At 58.5% G+C, this 15,528-nt stretch carries 16 protein-coding genes and 6 pseudogenes; 14 read left to right on the top strand and 8 right to left on the bottom strand.

Annotated elements, in window-relative coordinates; genetic code table 11:
- The first annotated feature begins 54 nt into the window (after nucleotides 1-54).
- From GR212_RS23385 to GR212_RS23360, 8 genes and pseudogenes are all read left to right on the top strand, one after another.
- A complete protein-coding gene (locus GR212_RS23385; protein WP_163989996.1) occupies nucleotides 55-672 on the top strand; it encodes a flavodoxin family protein in 618 nt (205 codons plus the stop codon).
- Nucleotides 651-1,310 (top strand): annotated as a pseudogene (locus tag GR212_RS36910) (UdgX family uracil-DNA binding protein); the annotation flags it as partial. The gene GR212_RS23385 and the pseudogene GR212_RS36910, both read left to right, overlap by 22 nt.
- A gap of 12 nt (nucleotides 1,311-1,322) precedes the next feature.
- Nucleotides 1,323-1,837: pseudogene (locus tag GR212_RS36905) on the top strand (SDR family NAD(P)-dependent oxidoreductase); the annotation flags it as partial.
- A gap of 281 nt (nucleotides 1,838-2,118) precedes the next feature.
- Nucleotides 2,119-2,271 carry a hypothetical protein gene (locus tag GR212_RS36900; RefSeq protein WP_204326722.1) on the top strand — a complete coding sequence of 51 codons (153 nt, stop codon included), beginning with the start codon at nucleotides 2,119-2,121 and terminating at the stop codon, nucleotides 2,269-2,271.
- 38 nt (nucleotides 2,272-2,309) lie between these two features.
- Entirely contained in the window at nucleotides 2,310-2,534 is a 225-nt protein-coding gene (gene rpsU / locus GR212_RS23375) for a 30S ribosomal protein S21 (RefSeq protein ID WP_163990145.1), read from the top strand.
- A gap of 55 nt (nucleotides 2,535-2,589) precedes the next feature.
- Nucleotides 2,590-2,784 (top strand): hypothetical protein, encoded by a 195-nt coding sequence (locus GR212_RS23370; protein ID WP_163990143.1) that lies wholly within the window; start codon nucleotides 2,590-2,592, stop codon nucleotides 2,782-2,784.
- Between the two features lie 26 nt (nucleotides 2,785-2,810).
- Nucleotides 2,811-3,395, top strand: a complete 585-nt coding sequence (locus GR212_RS23365) for an alpha-ketoglutarate-dependent dioxygenase AlkB (protein ID WP_163989993.1) — start codon at nucleotides 2,811-2,813, stop codon at nucleotides 3,393-3,395.
- 124 nt (nucleotides 3,396-3,519) lie between these two features.
- A pseudogene (locus GR212_RS23360) lies at nucleotides 3,520-4,540 on the top strand (PAS domain-containing protein).
- A gap of 112 nt (nucleotides 4,541-4,652) precedes the next feature.
- Here GR212_RS23360 and catE read toward each other — a convergent pair.
- Nucleotides 4,653-6,800 (bottom strand): catalase C, encoded by a 2,148-nt coding sequence (gene catE / locus GR212_RS23355; protein WP_163989990.1) that lies wholly within the window; start codon nucleotides 6,798-6,800, stop codon nucleotides 4,653-4,655.
- A 90-nt stretch (nucleotides 6,801-6,890) separates the two neighbouring features.
- On the bottom strand, nucleotides 6,891-7,397 hold the full coding sequence (locus GR212_RS23350) for a ferritin-like domain-containing protein (protein WP_163989987.1): 507 nt from the start codon (nucleotides 7,395-7,397) through the stop codon (nucleotides 6,891-6,893).
- Between the two features lie 569 nt (nucleotides 7,398-7,966).
- Here GR212_RS23350 and GR212_RS23345 point away from each other — a divergent pair.
- Together GR212_RS23345 and GR212_RS23340 are read left to right on the top strand one after the other, a co-directional pair.
- Entirely contained in the window at nucleotides 7,967-8,860 is an 894-nt protein-coding gene (locus tag GR212_RS23345) for an SDR family oxidoreductase (RefSeq protein WP_163989984.1), read from the top strand.
- A gap of 24 nt (nucleotides 8,861-8,884) precedes the next feature.
- Nucleotides 8,885-9,793: an alpha/beta fold hydrolase gene (locus GR212_RS23340; RefSeq protein ID WP_246725889.1), complete on the top strand. Its 909-nt coding sequence runs from the start codon at nucleotides 8,885-8,887 to the stop codon at nucleotides 9,791-9,793.
- A 37-nt stretch (nucleotides 9,794-9,830) separates the two neighbouring features.
- On the opposite strand, the gene GR212_RS23335 is transcribed toward GR212_RS23340, so the two are convergent.
- The 4 genes and pseudogenes from GR212_RS23335 to GR212_RS23320 form a co-directional block, all read right to left on the bottom strand.
- Nucleotides 9,831-10,076 carry a hypothetical protein gene (locus tag GR212_RS23335; protein ID WP_204326721.1) on the bottom strand — a complete coding sequence of 82 codons (246 nt, stop codon included), beginning with the start codon at nucleotides 10,074-10,076 and terminating at the stop codon, nucleotides 9,831-9,833.
- Between the two features lie 4 nt (nucleotides 10,077-10,080).
- The gene (locus GR212_RS23330) at nucleotides 10,081-10,326 is read right to left on the bottom strand and encodes a hypothetical protein (protein ID WP_204326720.1); all 246 of its coding nucleotides are present in this window, start codon (nucleotides 10,324-10,326) and stop codon (nucleotides 10,081-10,083) included.
- Between the two features lie 12 nt (nucleotides 10,327-10,338).
- Nucleotides 10,339-10,584, bottom strand: coding sequence for a hypothetical protein (locus tag GR212_RS23325; RefSeq protein ID WP_163989981.1), 246 nt, complete (start codon nucleotides 10,582-10,584; stop codon nucleotides 10,339-10,341).
- Nucleotides 10,585-10,629: 45 nt separating this feature from the next.
- Nucleotides 10,630-10,801: pseudogene (locus GR212_RS23320) on the bottom strand (exodeoxyribonuclease III); the annotation flags it as partial.
- A 387-nt stretch (nucleotides 10,802-11,188) separates the two neighbouring features.
- On the opposite strand from GR212_RS23320, the pseudogene GR212_RS23315 reads away from it, so the two are divergent.
- Both GR212_RS23315 and GR212_RS23310 read left to right on the top strand, forming a co-directional pair.
- Nucleotides 11,189-11,380: pseudogene (locus GR212_RS23315) on the top strand (hypothetical protein); the annotation flags it as partial.
- Nucleotides 11,381-11,389: 9 nt separating this feature from the next.
- Nucleotides 11,390-11,595, top strand: a pseudogene (locus GR212_RS23310) (hypothetical protein).
- A 1,135-nt stretch (nucleotides 11,596-12,730) separates the two neighbouring features.
- On the opposite strand, the gene GR212_RS37615 reads toward GR212_RS23310, so the two are convergent.
- Together GR212_RS37615 and GR212_RS23295 are read right to left on the bottom strand one after the other, a co-directional pair.
- A complete protein-coding gene (locus tag GR212_RS37615) occupies nucleotides 12,731-13,162 on the bottom strand; it encodes a GNAT family N-acetyltransferase (protein WP_348643510.1) in 432 nt (143 codons plus the stop codon).
- Nucleotides 13,144-13,587 (bottom strand): GNAT family N-acetyltransferase, encoded by a 444-nt coding sequence (locus GR212_RS23295; RefSeq protein ID WP_204326719.1) that lies wholly within the window; start codon nucleotides 13,585-13,587, stop codon nucleotides 13,144-13,146. The genes GR212_RS37615 and GR212_RS23295 overlap by 19 nt, the downstream gene beginning before the upstream one ends.
- A 317-nt stretch (nucleotides 13,588-13,904) precedes the next feature.
- Here GR212_RS23295 and GR212_RS23290 point away from each other — a divergent pair, with 317 nt between their 5' ends.
- Together GR212_RS23290 and GR212_RS23285 are read left to right on the top strand one after the other, a co-directional pair.
- A complete protein-coding gene (locus GR212_RS23290; RefSeq protein ID WP_163989979.1) occupies nucleotides 13,905-14,591 on the top strand; it encodes a helix-turn-helix transcriptional regulator in 687 nt (228 codons plus the stop codon).
- Between the two features lie 64 nt (nucleotides 14,592-14,655).
- The gene (locus GR212_RS23285) at nucleotides 14,656-15,519 is read left to right on the top strand and encodes an NmrA family NAD(P)-binding protein (RefSeq protein ID WP_246725888.1); all 864 of its coding nucleotides are present in this window, start codon (nucleotides 14,656-14,658) and stop codon (nucleotides 15,517-15,519) included.
- The last annotated feature ends 9 nt before the right edge of the window (nucleotides 15,520-15,528 follow it).

The following is a 15,528-nucleotide window of genomic DNA, read 5'->3' as shown; positions in this document are numbered from 1 at the left end:
CCCGCCCAACTAGGTCGTTGGAATGGCCGGCCCTTTTTCACAGCAGGAGCAACCATGTCTTTGAAAGCGCTCGCCTTGAACGGCACCCTGAAGTCCTCGGACTCTTCCGAGCCATCCTCCACCGGCAAATTGCTCGAACTCATTGCTGAAGAGTTCAAGACGCACGGCGTCGAAACCGAGAGCATTCGACTTGCCGATCATAACATAAAGCCGGGCGTGACGTCGGACGAAGGCGAAGGCGACGCTTGGCCCGACATCCGCAAAAAGGTTCTGGAAGCCGACATTCTGCTGGTCGGCACGCCGATCTGGCTCGGGCAGCCGGGAAGCGTCTGTAAGCGGGCGCTGGAGCGCATGGACGCATTTCTCGAAGAGACCGACGATCAGGGTCGTATGGTGTCCTACGGCAAGGTCGCCGCGGTTGCGGTGGTCGGTAACGAGGATGGCGCTCACCACGTTTCCGCGGAAGTGTTTCAGGCCCTCAACGATGTCGGCTTCACGATTCCGGCCAATGCGGTTGCCTACTGGGTCGGCGAGGCCATGGGATCGACGAACTTTGTCGATCTCAAAAAGACCCCGGAGGCGGTTCAGACGATGATATCGATGCTGGCGCGCAATACGGTTCATCTCGCCAAGCTTCTGAAGAAATCCCAATATCCGGGCGAGGAGGGGTAGCAGGCAATGCCGACGACCACCCGCAAGGCACAGGTCCCGCCTGCTTTTGCAGAACCCATCCACGAACAACAAGTTTGAGCGCGTTGCGGCACCAAGCTGAAGCCCGTGAACGGTGTGATCTCTACCGGGATGCCACCCAAACCGTGTTCGACGAAGGCCCATCCGAGGCAAGGGTTGTGCTGATTGGCGAGCAACCGGGAGATCAGGAGGACATCGCCGGCAAGCCTTTCGTCGGGCCTACGGGCAGGCTGCTCCACGAATGTCTGGAGGAAGCCGGCGTTGGTCGATCGCTCTGCTACGTGACCAATGCGGTCAAGCACTTCAAGTTCGAAAGACGCGGCAAACGGCGCCTTCATGCCAGGCCGAACGCCGGTGAGATACAACGTTGCGCCTGGTGGCTGGGCGGCGAACTTGAGCTCCTTCGGCCTGACCTCATCGTGGCGCTCGGGGCGACAGCCCTCTACGTCCTGATGGGCCGGTCGGTCGGACTGACGAAGGAACGGGGCCACGTTCTGCCAGCAGCAAGCGGCACACCTGTTCTCGTCACGATCCATCCCTCCTACCTGCTCCGGATCCGCGACCACGATGATCGCGAGAGCGAGCGGCGACGCTTTGTCGGCGACCTCAAGAGCATTCGCGACCACCTGGATGCCGGCCGTTCCGTCGATCTGCTGCTGGCGAATGCCGGGCGTGGTCTGGGCAAGGGCTTCCTTGAGCAGGACTTCGCCGAGGCTCGCAGGGTCATCGATACGAACGTTGTCGGCACGGTGTATCTGATCCAGCAGATCGGAAACCAGATGCGGGCGAGGGGCGCCGGCAAGATCCTCATCACCGGATCGATCGCCGGGTTCATTCCGGGTAGTTATCAAGCCGTCTATAACGGCAGCAAGGCTTTCCTGAACAGCTTCTCGTTTGCCCTTCGCAACGAACTCCAGGATACCGGCGTGACCGTCACCTGCCTGATGCCGGGCCCGACGGACACGCCGAGAAGGACGATCCGGCCGACGTCGCCAAGGTCGGCTTCGATGCCATGATGGATGGCGAGGGTGATGTGGTCGCGGGCTGGAAGAATAAGTTCCAGGCTGCGATGGCCAATGTCACGCCGGCGTCGGTGCTCGCCTCGCAGCATGCCAAGATGGCGGCACCGGGAACGGCAAAGAACTGAGCCCAAAGCACCAACCGGATATCGTGTTCGCAGTTTTTTCTCTTCCAAGGCAAAGGGCCTCGTCCGAGCGCTGAGGCCCTTTGCCCTTTCGCATGGCGGCCATTCCGGGGAATTGTAATATTCTCTGCGAGTACCCATATGTTGGACTTGCCAGCCAACTCTTGGGATTCGTCCGTCGTCTTTTTAGCCGACGGCAAGCTCCCGCCCTCCGACTGTTTCGTGACGGGCAAATCCAACAACAATTGATGACGCCTGCCGATTGGCAGGCAAAAGGAAACTCGTTGAACCAGATAAACATCGCTGCCGCGCCTGCGGCCGCGAAGCCGCGTGAGCGCGGCGAGGCCGTCGTTGGGCCGACCGAGAGCTGGAAACCATATCCATGCCTCCTCACAAGCCGTGAACTGCAGGACGTGGTCGCCAAACAGCTCGGCTGATCGTGACGCTCGCGCGCAACACAAAAAATAAGGAGAAAATGCAAGTGCTCGTCAGAGACAACAATGTCGACCAGGCCCTCAGGGTCCTGAAGAAAAAGATGCAACGCGAAGGACTTTTTCGCGAAATGAAGGAACGGCGCGCTTACGAAAAGCCGTCTGAACGGCGCGTACGGGAAAAGGCGCAGGCCATCAGCCGCCATCGCAAGAAGCTGCAACGCGAAGGATTGATCGCCGCCCCGCGACGGAAGGCCTCCATTCGCTAGTATTAATCCAATCGCTCCGCCGTGTGCGGAGTGGCATTGTTTGAAAGAATTGAAGATGGAAGAGCTCACCAGCATAATGATCTCCGAAGAGCGGCTGGAGGATTGCCGCGACGTTATAGAACCGGAACTCCAGGATCTGATCCGGGATGCGCTGCGGGCGGGTTTCTCGCGCGAAGAAATCCTGATTGCCGTCAGCGAACTGGTCGCCGAGGACTTTGCGACCGTGATGAAAACGCCGCGCGTGCATTGAGACGACAGGTAGCTTGAGAACCGGATATGAGCGAGATGAAACAGCATGACCTCTTCGGCGCGATCGAGCCGGCACTTCCGGAGGGTTTTCGCTATGCACCCGATGTCGTCCCCCACAATCTGCAGCAGGCGCTTCTCGAAAAGATGCCCGGGCTGCCGTTTAAAGCTTTCGATTTCCACGGTTTCGAGGGCAAACGCAGGACAGTTTCGTATGGCTGGAAATACGACTTCGATACGGAGCGCGTCCGAAAAGGCGACGATATTCCGCCGTTTCTTTTGCCCCTGCGCGAGATGGCAGGCAGTTTCGCTGGCATCGACCCCGACCGGTTGGAACAGGCCTTGGTGACCGAATATGGTCCCGGCGCTCCGATCGGTTGGCACAAAGACAAATTCGTCTTCGGTCGCGTGGTCGGTATCTCGCTTCTCTCTCCCTGCATCTTCAGGCTGAGGCGACGCCACGGCGACAGGTGGCAGCGTAGCTCGATCATTGCTGAACCAGGATCGGCCTACGTGATGGCTGGCGACGCAAGAACCCTTTGGGAGCATTCCATCCCGCCGGTCGACCAGCTTCGTTATTCGATCACCTTCCGCGAACTAAACAGCGCGGCATGAGGTCGGCTTACAGGCGGCATATTACGGCGTCAGCTATTCCCAAGCCGGATCGCCATTCATCTGCACAGTGAAACCTTTACCCGACAAAGATGTTACCTGCTCACTGAGACAATGAAGTAAGCAGTTGGCAGTATCAGAGACCCCGGTCCACGGTGATCAGCCGACCGTCGCATCCCTACGGGCCAGCGGGATCACAAGGAGCTTAGCGCGGCAGCGTTCGAGCGCACCAGGATGCCGATGGTCGTTGCCGACGCAAGACAACCCGAATATCCGATCGTTCTCGCCAACCAGGCATTCCTCGATCTCACAGGTTATGCAGCGGACGAGATCGTCGGTCGAAACTGCAGGTTCCTGCAAGGGCCGGGGACCTCGCCCGCTGCAGTGGCCGAAGTCCGTTACGCGTTGACGGCCGGCAAGGGCGTGGATGTAGAGCTTCTGAATTACAAGAAGGACGGGTCTCCGTTTTGGAACCAGCTCCACGTCAGCCCTATCCTCGACGACGACGGAGAAGTCGCTTATTTCTTCGCGTCTCAGATCGACGTGACGGAGTACCGAAAAGTCCAAGCGCTGGAAGCCTCTGAACATCGGCTGCTAATGGAAGTCGACCATCGAGCCAAAAATGTTCTCGCGATCGTCGACAGTATCGTGCGGCTCAGCAACGCTGATAATCCTGCGGCATACGCCTCCGCCGTACAGGAGCGTGTTCAATCGCTGGCGCGGGCGCACGCGCTGCTGTCCGAGAACTCCTGGAAGGCGATCGACATACGAAATGTCATCGAGGCGCAGATCTCACGCTATCCAGACAGCCACATCACCATGAGTGGACCAGGGTATCTCGTTGTTCCCGAAGCCGTCCAGTCGCTGTCGCTGGTCATCCACGAGCTCGCGGTCAACGCCGTACACATGGAGCTCTGTCACGGCACGGTCACGGACGTCTCGCGATAGCGTGGGAGCCAAGCCTGGAGGACGGCCGCCTCATCATGACCTGGACCGAAAGTGGGGGTGCTCCCAAGCCGCAGGAGCTAATCAAAGGCTTCGGAACCATTATCGTTGGAGCGCTCATCGAAAAACAACTCCGAGGCTCCATTATCCGCGATTGGCGAGACGACAGCCTGGCGGTGACACTCGAAATATGGCCCGGCTAGGTGTCAACCATGGGTGCCGGCTCCAAGCGTGCTGCCGAGGCGTTTTTCAGCATTGAAACGGTGATCGGAGAGGTGAAAGCGCGTGGAATTGCTCCCACGCGCAGTTTCAATGTTATTTGATCGGGGGCGACGCCTTGCCTAGTTTCACGGACGGCTCCCTGCCCCAGACACGCAATTTGCCAAGTTCGGCAACGAAGGCGGAAAGTCCTTCTTCCCCCGGCAGGGAAAGAACGCCTTCGTCGAGTGAATCGGCAATCCCGGCCTTCTCCAACAGCGGGACTGCTGAGTGATCGTAGCCGATGAACTTGCAGTGCTGGAAGGCGTCCGCCACGAAGTCGCGCGCCGCCGCCTCGTTGACGAGATCCTCTGTGGCAGAGGCCGAAGTCAGAATGGCAACAGCATCGAACAAAACCGAGGGACCGCCATCGATCATATGATGTGCCGCGATCAATGTACCGTCAGACGCCGTCACGCCGCCGACCTTCGGCGCGATCAGTTCGAAGACTGCTTTCTCCTTGGTGATGGCGTCGGTCAACCCCTTCAACAGCTTGGCATCCACACCATCGGTGATCAGAATGCCGAGCTTGCGCCCTTCGAAGCGTTTGGGACCGCGTTCGACGATGCTGAGCGCCGGCGACGGTTCCAGGTCCTGGCGGGTCGGCATCGCCGCATCGGCCGCCTTGGGCATGGACTTGAAGCCGAGCTTCTGCGCAACCGTGGTTGCCAGCGTCTCATCGATGTTCATCAGATGTGAGACCATCCGCTCGCGAATGACCAGCGTCTCGACCTTGCTCAGTTCGAACGTCAGCGCAGATGCGATGTGGCGCTGCTCGGCGCCGGTCTGGCTGATGTAGAATTGCCGGGCCTGGCTGTAATGGTCGGCAAAGCTCTGCGGACGCAGCCGCGCCTTGGTGCCCTGCTCCTCAGACGCAAAGTGGCGATAGCCCTGCATCGGCGACTCGCGCGGCCCCTCATTGCGCGAATTCGGTTGATAATTGGTCCGCCCGATGGGATTGCGCATCGCCATGTGCCCATCCTGCTGGAAGTTGTGCATGGGACACTTCGGCGCGTTGATCGGCAGATGCGTGAAGTTCGGGCCGCCAAGTCGCTTCAGCTGCGTATCGAGATAGGAGAAGTTGCGGCCCTGCAGCAGCGGATCGTTCGAAAAGTCGATGCCCGGCGGGACGTTCTGAGTCATGAACGCGACCTGCTCGGTCTCGGCAAAGAAGTTGTCGGGCATGCGATCGAGAACGAGCCGGCCGATCGGCTGGGGCTTGAGGAGCTCTTCTGGAATGATCTTGGTCGGATCGAGCACGTCGAAATCGAAACTGTCGGCGAAAGCCTGGTCGAAGAGCTGGACCTGCAGCTCCCATTCAGGGAAATTGCCGGACTGGATTGCGTTCCACAGGTCACGGCGATGGAAATCCGGATCGGCGCCGTTGATCTTGACCGCCTCGTTCCAGGCAACCGACTGAAGACCGAGCTTTGGTTTCCAATGGAACTTGACGAAGGTGGATTCGTCTCTGGCGTTGACGAAGCGGAAAGTGTGGACACCGAAACCTTCCATGAAGCGAAGCGAGCGCGGGATGGTGCGGTCCGACATGATCCACATGACCATGTTCATGCTTTCCGGCGTCAGGCTGATGAAATCCCAGAAACTGTCGTGCGCTGTCTGCGCCTGCGGGAAAGCCCGATCCGGTTCCTGCTTGGCGGCATGGATCAGGTCGGGGAACTTGATGGCGTCCTGAATGAAGAAGACCGGGATGTTGTTACCGACGAGATCCCAGTTGCCCTCCTGCGTATAGATCTTGACGGCGAAGCCTCGGACGTCGCGGGCGAGATCGGCCGAGCCCTTGTTGCCGGCGACCGTGGAAAAGCGCACGAAGGCGGGCGTCTTCTCGCCCGGACGCTGGAAAAGGTCGGCCCTGGTGTATTTCGCCAGCGATTCATAGGTCTCGAAATACCCATGGGCGCCGTAGCCGCGCGCATGCACGACGCGTTCTGGAATGCGCTCGTGGTCGAAGTGAAAGATCTTCTCGCGGAAATGAAAATCGTCGACGACAAGCGGACCACGCGCGCCGACGCGCAACGAATTCTGGTCATCGGCCACCGGCCCGCCCTGGGCGGTGGTTAGGACAGGTGTATCGCCCTCGGCGAACTGGTGCAGCTCGCCGCCGGCGCCACGCTGGAGCTTCTGGTCGTGGATGGTCGCAGTTTCAAGTTTCGGGGCGGGTGACGCCGGAGTGATTTTCTTGGCCATGTGTGGCTCCTGGTGAATGGAGAAGGGTCAGCAGACCGAAAAGCAAAAAGGCCGCCTCGAAGGGCGGCCTGATTAGTGACAACGGATATTTTAGCTGGCTTTCCTCTGCGAACCCTTCGGGTTTGCGGAGGCTTCACCAAGGGCGGTCAGCTTCTGGTCGGTGGCAATCTCTTCCTGGAGCGTAGCATCCAGGAGCGGAATGGCATCCTTGAGGCCGAGCTGCTTGGCCCAGGACTTCAGCGTACCGTAGCGAGCGATCTCATAATGTTCGACCGCCTGCGCAGAGGAGATAAGGCCCGCGTCGAGCGCCGCAGTGCCCTTGTACTCCTCCATGATTTCCTCGCCCTCAGCGAGAATGCCCTGGATCGCTTCGCAGGTCTTGCCGCGCGCCGGCTTGCCGATGAGCTCGAAGATCTGTTCGAGGCGTTCGATCTGGACCTGGGTCTCGTCGCGATGCTGCAGGAAGCCGGCCTTGCCTTCGTCCGACTGTGCCGCACGCGCCATTTTCGGCAGAGCCTTCAGGATCTGCTTTTCAGCGAAGTAGATGTCTTTCAGAGTGTCGAGGAAGAGGTCATTCAGGGTCTTTTCAGTGGCCATGGTTGGGCTCCGATCACAATTTCGAGAGTGGGGACCCGAATAACACCCATGGCGCGTCGAAGTTCCCCTTTGGATCCTTCGAACGTATAAAATCGTAGAAGGATTGGCTTGAGGAGGTGCTCCGGGTTGCATGCAGGCGCGCCACTCCACTTTCCATCCAGTGTTTTCGCTTCGTGGTTACTCCTGATACTGTCGCCGCTTGTACCGGGCCGACCGCACTTTGGCGCCTTGTGACCCCGCGCCGAAATCCAGTGTCCGTTGATGATGGGCTGGGTACGTGCCGACTTCCGCTGCTCCGGATTTACTGCATTTGCTAGCCGCCTAGCAGGCATGCTCGGTCTTCGGCCTCCTTGCTTATACGCCCCGGTCGGCACAGCTTTCGGCAATATGGCCGCCTATGGGTTCCTGCTTGTCTAGGCGGACATGACATTGCGCCTTTGTCGAAGTCAGGATGAGCGTAACGGCTCAGAAAATTTGTCCGGGGGCAGCAGGCTTCCAGGAACAATGGGAGGAAGCGGGGGTTCGCAGACATGCATTTCCATGCAACCGCGAAACCATTGGGTGTCACCATGCACGACAAAACGTCCTTGAACGATCCTCGCAAGCTCTATCCCGCGCCGCCTTTTCCCGACCAACCACAGCCGGCGCCCGGCCTTGCCCACAAGATGGATCCTGTCCCGGATCACGGTGAGCAAAGCTATCGCGGATCGGGAAGGCTCACTGGCCGCAAGGCGCTCATCACCGGAGGAGATTCCGGTATCGGCCGCGCCGCCGCCATCGCTTTTGCTCGCGAGGGCGCCGATGTCGCCATCACCTACCTCCCTGACGAAGAAGCCGACGCCAAAGAGGTGATCGGTCGTATCGAAGCCGAGCGGCGCAAGGCCGTTGCGCTCCCGGGCGACATCAAAGACGAAACTTGGTGCCGCGAACTGATCGAGAAAACTGTGTCCGGCCTTGGCGGTATTGACATCCTCGTTGTCAATGCCGGCCGGCAGCAATATCGCGAGACGATCGAAGAGTTGTCGACCGAAGATTTCGATAAGACGATGAAGACCAATCTCTATGCGCTACACTGGATCGCTCAAGCCGCTGTGCCCCATATGCCGGCGGGATCCGCCGTGGTAACGACCGCCTCCATCCAGGCCTATCAGCCGTCGCCGATCCTGCTCGACTATGCCACGACCAAGGCTGGTATCGTCGCCTACACCAAGGCGCTCGCCAAGCAACTGATCGAGCGCGGCATTCGCGCCAATGTCGTCGCGCCCGGTCCGGTTTGGACGGTTCTGCAGCCAAGCGGTGGCCAGCCGGACGAGAAGGTCAAGAACTTCGGCAAGGACAGTGATTTCGGTCGCCCCGGCCAGCCGGTCGAGCTCGCTCCGGTCTTCGTCCTCCTCGCCTCGCAGGAAGCGAGCTTCATCAACGGCGAGGTCTACGGTGTCACCGGCGGTAAGGGCGTCACTTGATCGAACCAACTTCGGAGGTTGTCCATGGCGCAAGCACCGACTTTGAAACATGTCTCCGCGGGGGTCCTGAATATTGCGTATTACGATTCAGGTTCCGCGGATGGCGTTGCAACGATCCTGCTTCATGGCTTTCCCTATGATGCTCACGCCTATGACGAGGTCGCTGCTCGGCTAGCCGGCTCTGGCCATCGCTGCATCGTGCCGTTCCTGCGCGGCTATGGTCAAACCCGGTTTCTGTCTTCAAACACGATGCGCTCCGGGGAGCAGGCGGCGCTTGGGGCGGATCTGTTGGCATTGATGGACAGTCTGTCGATCGAAAAAGCGATCCTCGGAGGATACGACTGGGGCGGACGTGCTGCCTGCATCGTTGCCGCCTTACGGCCGGAAAGGGTGTTGGGGCTGGTCAGCGCCGGGGCGACCTATAACATCCAGGATATCGCCGGCGCCGCGAATCCGGGTTCGCCGGATCAGGAGGCGCGGGACTGGTACCAGTACTATTTCCATACCGATCGAGGGCGAAAGGGCCTCGAGCAAAAGCGAAGCGAGATAGCCCGGCTTCTCTGGCAGACATGGTCGCCATCTTGGCATTTCGATGCGGACGCATTCGAGCAAAGCGCGGCTTCCTTCGATAACCCTGACTTTGTTGACGTGGTAATTCATTCGTACCGGCACCGTTACGGCGTGGTGCCGGGTGATCCCGCTTACGCGCCCCTCGAAGCGCTATTGGCGAAGCAGCCGCCGATCTCGGTTCCGACCATCGTGCTGCTCGGTGCAGACGACGGCGTCGATCCTCCCCCGTCACAGGACGAGGAGGCCAAGCATTTCACGGGGCCATACATTCGTCGTGTGCTGCCGCGTGTCGGTCACAACGTGCCGCAGGAAGTCCCGACCGTGTTCGCGGGTGCAATGCGCGAACTGCGCGAGATGGGCTAAGGACAGGAGTGGTGCGTTAATTCACTGCATCTTCGCCTCAATCGCCTGACCGACGATCGTAAGCTGCAACCTCGGTTCGCCACCGAGGAAGCTTCTCTTCGACAAGCTGCATCTGCTCCAGGCGCTCGACAACCCTTTCGGACAGCCGCTTGTCGCCGACCAGCCAGCCCCTGCCGGCTTTGCGCTGCCGGCGGAAAAAGGCGATGGCCGCAAGCGCTTCGCGCTGCGCCCGGGTGAGGGCTTTGACTGTTTCGCTTGCGTTGAGGTGTTCGGTGTCGAGCACGCGGTCATCCCTTCTGGTCGGGACGCGGTCGATCGGCGGCCGGCCAGGCATTAGAGGGCTCATCAATTGAGTCTTCCGCTGGGTCGGGGTCCCGATCATAAGCAAGCTGGCGCTTTGCCAGCACGTCCTGCAGCGTCTCGATCACCACGGCCGTCCCATGTCCCTCGCTGGCAAACCGATCGATGACATCGGCCACGAGATCGTCGAGTTGTTTGAACAGTCGTCCGGAGATGTCAGGATCGTTGGTCATGGACCGCCCCTTTCAAACCGTGGTTCGCCGTTGGTGCCATTCCTTGTAAGGTGCCAGCAACTGACCGGGAAAGCGATCCTCGATCGCGGTTTCGACGAGTGCGATCCTAGCGAATATGTCGCTTGTCTCGCGGGCCTCGACCGCGACGTCCTCGCTCTCCCCTTCGAGCGTTTGCATGAGAGCAAACAGCTCATCATCCGGCATCATTGAAAGGTCGTCCACGAAGTACGCTGCATCGAAATCCTGTCGCTCGGCCATGGCGTTTGGTTCCTCACGTGCAAACATGCTCTCGGCGATAACGACTTAGTCATCATCGAGTTCAATCCAGACTGGCGCATGATCGCTGGTGTGCTCCCAGCTGCGGGCGAACTTGTCGATGCCGCAGATCTGGAGCCGATCACGCAGGGAAGGGGCTGAGCAGGAGATGATCGATGCGCAGGCCGGCGTCGCGCGCGAAGGCAACTCTTCGTCGGTCTCCGCCCGCTGCTGTCGGACCCGATCGGCTTCGTCGGCGTCGGCTCTGCCGGGAGGAACTGCCGAATGCGTGGCGGATATCGGATCCAATGCCGGAAAGCTGTCTTCAAGTCCGGTATCGAGACCGTCCTTCGCAGCGCCCTCGCGCTGCTCTGCTTGTTCGATTTCCATGGACTGCACTGCTGGAGAATTCCTCGGGTCGGGCATCGTCGTTCTCCTGTGTGCTCAGGAAGTCCGTCGAAGCGCCGAAGTTCCATCTTTTGCCGTCGCATCGGAAGGAAATCGTTGTGCGTCGGTCGTTGTCAAAGGTCCGGTAAGACTGCCGGAACGGAACACCCATTCGCGAGAAAGGTTAGCTTGGCAGAAGCTGGCGGAAGGAGAAAGCATCATGGGAATGAATAAGCCGAAAGACGGTGCGCCGGGCACCACCGACCAGTCTCCCCGTTGGGAGGGCCCTCAAGAAAACACGCCACCGGGATGCATGCCCGCAAAGGACGATCCAGACCGGGCTGAAGATGCGAACGGCGAGACTAACGCCGACCCTGAGGTCAAGAAAATTTCCAACGGTCTCAAGCAGAAGGTGATTGAGATGACGGATGTCGAAAAGGATGCGAAGGGCCAATACGCCAAGTCGGTCGGTGATCGAAAGGCAACCGGTGTGGCCAGCGCCAAGCCGACCGTCGTCAACAGATCGGAAGATGCGACGGAGCATAAGGCGCCCACTTGCAAGAAGCCGGTCAAGGCTGGGACATCAACTACGATCCAGCCCACATGAACGAAGGCGAGAGGAGCTAGTCGGGATCTCTTGGGGCTTAGACGACTTCCAGCGGGAGCAATGTCGGAGCGGGAAGTTCGACCACAATGGGATCTCCTGGCGAAACGAACCCACCCTTGACGGCGGTGGTCATGACGCTGGTCTTCCTCACAAGCTCACCATCCGGCCCTTTCCCGAGAACAGCTTTCAGACGGCCAGGCTGAAACTTTTCGATTTGCGAACAGGATTGCGCAGGCCACGACCATACAACCGTCGTCCGGATGTCGGCGCTCTGCGCCGAAACTGGAGACCTTGATACACTAAACTTTTTATTTCCTGGTCGCGCTCAGCGTCCCGTAAAGTATGCATCCGGGCGGTGACGCTTCTGGAAACACGACAGCACCAGCCGTGGTTTTCGAAAGGGCGACGCACTCGCTCCGAAACGACCTGGGGCATTTCGAGGCTACCGTCCGTCGAAATCCCACTGCGGCTCTTCAGCTCCTTTTGGCCCTACAAAAAGCGCTCGGAGGGTTGGGAGGCATCCTTCAACCTGCCCTCATCGATCCGCACGCTAAGCAATCGAAGTTTAGGTACTTAGATGGTCCGATGAGCAGGTAGCGGGTTCGTCTCCCATCAAGGGGTTAGGCTGGCAAATCGTCCATGGTCGACTGTGCTGTACCATGGAATTTGGCAGATCACACGTGATGTTCGGGGCTGCAACACCTTCAGCAAAAATAGGTCTATTGAAATTCTTAGCGTAAAATCCGGCTTATCCTGGCTGGTAAAACCCGTCCGGAGTATGTAAATTTCAAGATTGAAGTGCCAACTAAAATCCACACCGGTATCGCTTTGACGCGCTTCGACGAGCGCATCGCCCATTCACCTGTCTGAAGCGGCTTGATCGAACAGTCGCGGCGCCCTGGTCTTTATCGTGAACTCCTGGGTCAACGCCGCCCTCATAAAACACAGAGTTCAGCGCCCAATATCATGAACGTTCAAGGCATATCACCATAATATTCGCTATCCCTGCATCTCAAAAGCATCTACAAACCGCATTTCTCCGATCGAATGCGGGCCCGAGAGGGTGATCCTTTGCACTAGGTTTCTCGGAACATCTTTGTAAGTAAGTTGGCCATCGCTTTCGAAACCGAACCGGCTATAAATGGGGATCGCCTATCAGGGCAATACCGAGCGCCGCGTGTTCGCGAAAATGAGCAACGCCGCTTGCCACAGACGTCTTCCTATGCCTGAACGCTGTCGCTCGGGCTCGACAGAAACTGGACCTAGACTGAACCAACCTTCAATGGCGTCGCCAATTGTCAGGGGTGAGAACGCGATATGGCCGATGATCACGCCGCCTTCTTCGGCCACTAACGACAACGTGAGATGTCCTGCACCACGCAACGCCGTAATGATCGATGCTTCACTGCCATCGCTGAACGCCATTGGTAGGAAGGCTCGTCTGGTCAGATCATCAATTGCCGCAATGTCGGAAGAGGTTTCGCTTCTGATTATCATGCATTGTTCCAATTCGACCTTGCCAGTAACTAAGAAAACCGCCGCAAGCAGAAACTTGCGGCGGGCATTTACTATTTTGTGAATCGGCACCAGCGTATCAACTGGCCGTCTTCCTCATCGTATCGTTCGCCAATCATGGCGAAGCCGTTGCGCTGAAGGACGCGTTGGGACGCACGGTTGTCCAGACTAGTTTCCGCCGTGACGGTATTAATGCCCGGCGTATTGCTAGCCCACTCAACAATATCTGCGATTGCCTGGCTCGCAGCGATACCGTATCCGATATCGATGACACCGTTCTCGGGTGAACGCGTCACGGAACACATTCCGACGACCTCGTTGTCATGAACAATGAGCCACGAAGCTGGCGTGAAGGTCTGTCGGATCTTGGCCGCTACCTCTGCAAGCATCTCCAGAACAGGCGCGGGCGCGATGGGCGTGTCTGCAAGGGTAAATGTTCGAGGCGCACAGCCGCAGATAAGCGAGGTGTAATCCTCGCTTGTCGTTTCGACGATCATCTGATTTCTTTCGATTAAAGCGATATAGCGCACAAACGGCGCGGTTCTGCCTCGACCGATCAATTAATGACGCTGACGCGTAAGCTACAGACCGGCCGCGACGCGGTGGAAGGTGGGATCCGTGAGCAAAGGCATTCTCCTGTTTTTCGTATTTTTCGCTGAAGAAGCGATTGGTGTAAAGATAAAATTCTGGCATCGCGGACGGTCAGATTACCACCTGCGGCGCTAATGAGGTCTCAGCGTAATCGAGCACTTGAGTCAGAGTCGGCTAAGTGCTCAGGTCTATACTGGCACTCAAGCTGTCGGAGTGATCGCAAATGACAAGAACCGAGCGTCTTTTGACTTTGCTTCAGGCCCTTCGCAAGAAACGAACACCGGTTACGGCGTTGACTCTTGCAAATGAGTTTGAGGTCAGTGAGCGAACGATTTATCGCGACATTCAGACCCTTATCGCACAGGGTGCCATGATCTCCGGCGAAGGCGGGGTGGGATACATTCTGCGTGATGACTTCTTCCTGCCGCCCCTCGCGTTCGATAGGGAAGAGGCTTCAGCCATTATGCTTGGTCTCCGTTTCGTGCTCTGCCGAGGCGATCCTTTGCAAATTGCTGCCGCGGAGTCGGCACGTGGCAAGCTGACAGCCGCGGCACCAGAGCGCTTTACGGCAACCGATGAGATTTCGTCACCACTTCTCGTCGGGCCACTAAACTCCGTGCGCATTCAGGCCCTGACAGCGGTTCGGGATTGCCTTAAGACGGAGTGTAAGCTCGCGATCGAATATATCGATGCCGATGGGTCGCGCAGCCGCAGAACGACCTGGCCCGTTGCGATTGGCTGGTTCGACCATTGCGAGATGCTAGCGGCTTGGTGCGAAAGCCGTAGCGCGTTTCGCCACTTTCGTGTCGATCGACTTATCGCGGTACAAAAGATCGACGAACGTCCGCCCATTTCCCGGTCCAGACTCATAGCGCGCTATAAGGAAGTCGAACAAGGCATCGCCCTATAGTACGCCCCTGACGAAAATTGTCAAAGCACCCTGTTATGATCGTGCAAACACGAAACGGAGTTGCATGATGTTTATTGTTATGGGTGCGACAGGTCATGTCGGCCGGGCGGTCGCCAATGCTCTTCTAGCTGACCGGAAAGATGTAACCGTGCTTACGCGTCAGCCTGACCAAGCGAATGAATGGCGTGAAAAAGGAGCTCTGGTGCTTCGCGCGGACGCGGAAGACGTCGCATCGATGCAAACCGCGTTTCGCAGCGGTCGACGTGCATTCCTGCTTAACCCGCCTGCTCGCCCAGATACCGACACCAATGCGACCGAACTGCGCACGGCACGTAACATCCTGGCCGCCCTTGATGGCTCCGGCTTAGAAAAGGTCGTCGCCGCATCCACATACGGCGCCAGACCTGGAAACGGAATAGGCGACCTGACGACGCTTTGGGAACTTGAAGAGGGTTTGCGCCGGCAGGCTATCCCCGCCGCCATCAATCGCGGCGCCTACTATATGTCGAACTGGACATCGCTAGCCGATACAGTCCGAACGACAGGTGAACTGTCGACAATGTTTCCGGCGGACACTGTGATGCCTATGGTTGCGCCCGAGGATTTAGGACAGGCGGCCGCCGCGCGGTTGCTATCCTCGATTACCGAAACGGAGCTCCAATATGTAGAAGGTCCGCAGCGGTATACCCCAACCGATGTGGCCAACGCGTTCGCCGCTGTTTTCGAGAGGGACGTGGCAGTAAACGTTATTAAGCGTGGTCAGTGGAAAACGGCTTATAGAAAGCTCGGTTTCTCCGATGCGGCAGCGCACGCCTATACGCGGATGACCGAAGAAAGTTTGGACAATGGGTTCTTCAAGCCAAGGAATCCCAAACGGGGGATGATGGATCTACAGAGGTTCGTCAACTCACAAGCGGAGCCGAGTTGAACGCAAGGA

The sequence above is a fragment of the Martinezella lusitana genome, from assembly GCF_010668395.1.
GTDB classification, from domain to species: domain Bacteria; phylum Pseudomonadota; class Alphaproteobacteria; order Rhizobiales; family Rhizobiaceae; genus Rhizobium; species Rhizobium lusitanum_A.
The sequence above is the reverse complement of the archived record's forward strand: the minus strand, read 5'-3'. Positions and strand labels throughout refer to the sequence as shown.